Source organism: Neobacillus drentensis (assembly GCF_036966985.1).
In the GTDB taxonomy this organism is placed as follows: domain Bacteria; phylum Bacillota; class Bacilli; order Bacillales; family Cytobacillaceae; genus Neobacillus; species Neobacillus drentensis_E.
The window spans coordinates 1-3,317 of sequence record NZ_JBALSN010000597.1 but is presented as its reverse complement, the minus strand read 5'-3'; the positions used below and the strand labels follow the sequence as shown (position 1 = coordinate 3,317).

Below are 3,317 nucleotides of genomic sequence, written 5' to 3'. Positions count from 1 at the left end.
GAGTGTGACCTACTAATTGTTAGCGCTTTCTCAGAAAGATTAACACGGGAACAGTCAAAGGAATATATATAACGAATATTTTCAATATTTGTTATATATATAATTATTTTCATATTTTTCACAGCCAATTCTATAATTCTTCAATGTTACTAAATAGCTAGTGACATTGATGGAGGTTGAACTAAAAAAATTAGAATATTACTATAATTGTTATATAATAAAAAGTAGTTACATTTTGAAGGAATATAAGCGAGGGGAAATGATTGGGCAAAAGAATTAAAAAAACAAGGCTGCTAACACAAATGATTGTATTTATTTCTATTATTATTCTTCTTACGATTGTATCAGTAAGCGCTCTCTTCTCCTCTATGATTGATGATATGATTAAAACTTCATTGGGAAACCAGGCCATGACAGTAGCAAAGATGACGTCTCAAAAGGAACAAATTATCAATGCTTTTAAGGATCCGAATCCTTCTTTAACCATACAGCCCATTGCAGAAGAAATACGCAAAGACACAGGTGCCGGCTATGTCGTAATTGGCAATAAAGAAAATATTCGCTATTCTCACAATATAACAAAATATATTGGAAAGACTATGGGTTCCAGCAACAAACCGGTATTTGAAAATAACGCCTCAATTATATACGAAGGAACTGGTATTTCAGGAAAGGCTATTAAAGCGAAGACTCCTATTTATAATGAGGACGGAGAAATAATCGGTGTATCGTCCGTTGGTTTCTTAACCTCGGAAGTGGAGGGTAAAGTCCATAGCTATCGCCTTAAGTTACTTCATTTTACTGTTTTTATTTTGCTAATTGGGATCGGAGGGGCGGTCATTATATCAAAGAGGGTAAAAAAATTAATTTTTAATCTCGAGCCCGAAGAAATATCTTTTTTGTTTAAAGAAAAAGAAGCGACCTTAGAATCGATTAGAGATGCCACCGTTGCAGTCAATAAAGATGGCAAAGTAACCTCCATCAATAAACGGGCAAGAGAGTTGCTGAAACACGATCACATTGAGAAAGGCATAAGAATGGAGCATGGTCGTTTAAACACGTTGATTAAAACCGTAATGGGAAATCAACAAAACACCATTAATCAAAAAGTTATCTTTGGCGAACAGCTCTATTTGGTTGATGCATCTCCCATACTGGAGAATCAAAGAACAAGCGGAGCCGTATTAACCATACGTCCTGTTTCTGAAATAGAGGAGATTATAGATGAAGTTTCTAAAGTTCAAAACGTTTCTGAGCATATCCGCGCCCAAAATCATGAGTATTTAAATAAATTAAATACTATTTATGGATTGATTACCCTGGAACAATATGATGAGGTAAGGGAACTAATCTCAGAAGAAGTCAAAGAACGTCAGGATATTGTGGTTTTCTTAACTTCTTCCGTAAAAGATCCTTTTATTGCCGCTTGTCTGCTCGGAAAAATAAATCGATCAAAGGAATTAAAAGTAGACCTGGAAATAGATAAAGAGAGTAACCTTGAGAGTATCCCCTCTACATTAAATACAAAACTATTTGTTTCAATACTTGGTAATCTTATAGATAATGCCATGGATGCAGCGGTTCGGACTAATTCTGACGGAGCTAATGTGAAAGTTTCTTTCACAGATATTGGTAGCGATATCATCTTTGATATAGAAGACAACGGCAACGGCATTCCCCAAGAATGGCATGATATGATTTTTATTCAAGGATTTACGACAAAAGAAGGAGAAAATCATGGTTTGGGACTAGCCATTGTTAAAAATGCGTTAAAAAAAATGAACGGGGAGATTTTTATTTCTACCAGTGATTCAGGCGGAGCTCAATTCACCATTGTTTTACCAAAAGGCAAATAAGAGAGGGTTACGATAAATGAGCAAAAGTTTAATCAAAGTAATGATTGTAGAAGATGATGAAACAGCGGCTAAAATTTATGAAAAATTTACTGATAAAGCAGAAGGATTCCAAGTAGTGGCCATTGCAAATACGGGGAAACAGGCACTGGACATGCTTAATGTGTTTACTCCAGATCTCATTTTACTTGATGTCTTTCTTCCTGATATGAATGGGATCGATCTATTATGGGAGATTAGGAAGAACATGAGAAGTTTGGACATCATTATGATTACAGCAGCTAATGATGTTGGCACGGTAAGTGAAGCAATCAGAGGAGGCGCATTCAGTTATATCCTTAAACCGATTATGATTAACAAGTTTTTTGAGGTACTTGAACAATTCAAAGAAACTAGAGAAAAACTAGTCAAATTAACCATTGTCGAACAGGAAGATGTGAATGATTTTTTCATGTTGAAAAAACCACGGGAAGATCCTCTAATCAGGGAGGAATTACCTGAAATACTGCCAAAGGGAATTGACAAACATACATTAAAAAAAGTGAGACAGCAAATAAAGGATATAAATGAAAACATAAATGCAGAAGAATTTTCAAAAATAATCGGAGCCAGTCATTCAACAGGCAGGAGATATCTTGAGTATTTAGTTTCAATCAATGAGATGGAAGTAGAAGTAATTTACGGGACCATAGGACGCCCTGAGAGGAAATATCGGAAGAAGTAATTTGAAAAGGCGAGAAAAGGAAGACCTGTTCTCGCTCTACTATAATTTAAGTTTATCTGATAATATAAATAATATATCTCAATCGAATACATAGAAACTAAATGATGAATTTTGAAAGGGGATACATAATTTTGAACTCAAAATATCTAGACTTACTTGTCCAAAAATATGATTGTGAAGAAAAAGTAGTAACTGAAATTATTAATCTGGAAGCCATTCTTAATCTCCCAAAGGGGACAGAACATTTTGTTAGTGATCTGCATGGGGAGTATCAGGCTTTTCAACATGTGTTAAGAAATGGTTCAGGGAATGTAAAAGAGAAAATCAGGGACTTGTTTCAAGATGTTTTATTTGAAAAAGAAATAAATGAATTTGCAGCATTAGTTTATTACCCTGAAGAAAAATTACAATTAATTAAAAATCATTTTGGCAATGAACAAGAATTAAACCAATGGTATATAGTCATCATCGAGCGGATGATCAGGCTTATTTCTCATGCTTCCTCTAAATATACACGTTCGAAATTAAGAAAAGCATTACCGAGTCAGTTTGTGTTTATTATAGAGGAGCTGCTATACAAAACATATCAATCTACAAATAAAGAACAATATTATACAGAAATTGTCCAGCAGATCATCTCCTTAGGTCAGGCTGATAAACTCATTACAGGGCTTGCCTATACCACTCAGAGATTGGTTGTCGATCATCTTCATGTAGTGGGCGATATTTATGATCGCGGA

3 protein-coding genes are annotated in these 3,317 nt (G+C 34.6%); all 3 read left to right on the top strand.

Annotated elements, in window-relative coordinates; translation table 11 throughout:
• Window positions 1-263: 263 nt before the first annotated feature.
• Window positions 264-1,856 carry a sensor histidine kinase gene (locus V7659_RS28670; RefSeq protein ID WP_335543456.1) on the top strand — a complete coding sequence of 531 codons (1,593 nt, stop codon included), beginning with the start codon at window positions 264-266 and terminating at the stop codon, window positions 1,854-1,856.
• Between the two features lie 16 nt (window positions 1,857-1,872).
• Entirely contained in the window at window positions 1,873-2,577 is a 705-nt protein-coding gene (locus tag V7659_RS28665) for a response regulator (RefSeq protein ID WP_335543455.1), read from the top strand.
• A 131-nt stretch (window positions 2,578-2,708) separates the two neighbouring features.
• Window positions 2,709-3,317, top strand: a 609-nt coding sequence (locus V7659_RS28660; RefSeq protein WP_335543454.1) for a fructose-bisphosphatase class III, incomplete at its 3' end; no start/stop codon positions are given.

Bases quoted from the DNA above. Each gene is read 5' to 3' on its own strand.
- V7659_RS28665 (WP_335543455.1), top strand. From the start codon at position 1,873: ATGAGCAAAAGTTTAATCAAAGTAATGATTGTAGAAGATGATGAAACA.